Annotated in this window: 1 protein-coding gene and 1 pseudogene; both read right to left on the minus strand. The window is 39.9% G+C overall.

What is annotated here, in order from left to right:
- A partial coding sequence (locus VXQ92_RS19905) for a DUF4055 domain-containing protein (protein WP_416682953.1) occupies nucleotides 1-987 on the minus strand: 987 nt, incomplete at its 3' end.
- Nucleotides 987-1,142, minus strand: a pseudogene (locus VXQ92_RS19910) (terminase); the annotation flags it as partial. The pseudogene VXQ92_RS19910 and the gene VXQ92_RS19905, both read right to left, overlap by 1 nt.

Here is a 1,142-nt window from a genome sequence, read left to right on the forward strand (position 1 = left end):
GGTACTTTCAGTTACTTGCTTGTAATCAAATGATGAACCTTTCGGAAGCATTAAAGGATTCTTAGAACCTAACCGCATTCCATTTTTCTGTAACCAATCTCGCCAACCTTCATCAAGTTCATTAATAACGGGTTGAGCTTGCCCACAGATAAAAACCATTTCTTCATAGCTTGCGCTGTTCTGATAATGGGCTAGGTTCATTGTGACAATTGGTTCTAATGGGATCGGGTCAATATTCCAATCATTAGCCAAAGACCCCAAAGGAATAAAAGGAATTTCATTCCATCTTTGGCCTAATGAATTCGTTGGATAAAAGATATCCCCGCCCTGTAGTTCTCCTGACTTATCTGTATAAACTTGAACGTTATATTCATTGTTTTTATCAAGTCGAAGTACGCGATAAATATTGATTTCTTTCTTAGAGAATTCGTCTTCTGGATCCTTTTCCGTAGTCTTCTCATGCAAGACAATAAGTTCAGGCTTATAGACCGAACCAACTCGCTTTAGACTCCAATTGATAATACTCAACGACTCATAAAAAACGATCGTTGGCCGAATGCCTAAGCTCTCTGCCTGCTGCACAGACACATTGCCGTCAGTAGTTGGATAATCAACAAATAAACCACCACGTGCATGTTTAAGCTGACCTTGCAAGGCAGATTGTGCAACTTGGTAAATTGACTTACCTGTACCATCTGCATCGTATTTAAGAAAATCCATTCCATCTGGTTCGAATGTTGGATCCTCAGCAAATACAACGCCGACCATCTTGTTTAATGTGTCCTTAGAAATCTCATAAAACACAGCACGGGTTAAGTAAGCCAAATAATATTGATCATTCTGCGTTAAGTCAGACGATACATTGGGTTTTGGTAAATAAAGTTCGCCACGTTTTTTCACTTTGGCAGAACCATCACAGACATCGTCGATAGTTTCCCAACGCTTTTTCATGTCTGCATAAGCTTGATGTTCAGTATTAACTGGCATTAGTAAACCATTCCTATATCTAGTGATCTTGCAGGACGAATAATCGGGAAGCGTTTAGCAAGAGGATATCCGCCAGCATCTCCAACATGGTCCAAGCCTGATTTCTTATCTGGCATTCCAAAATCGTCATAAACTTGCTGCTCAAAGGTCTCTGT

This window comes from Acinetobacter sp. 228 (assembly GCF_048147885.1).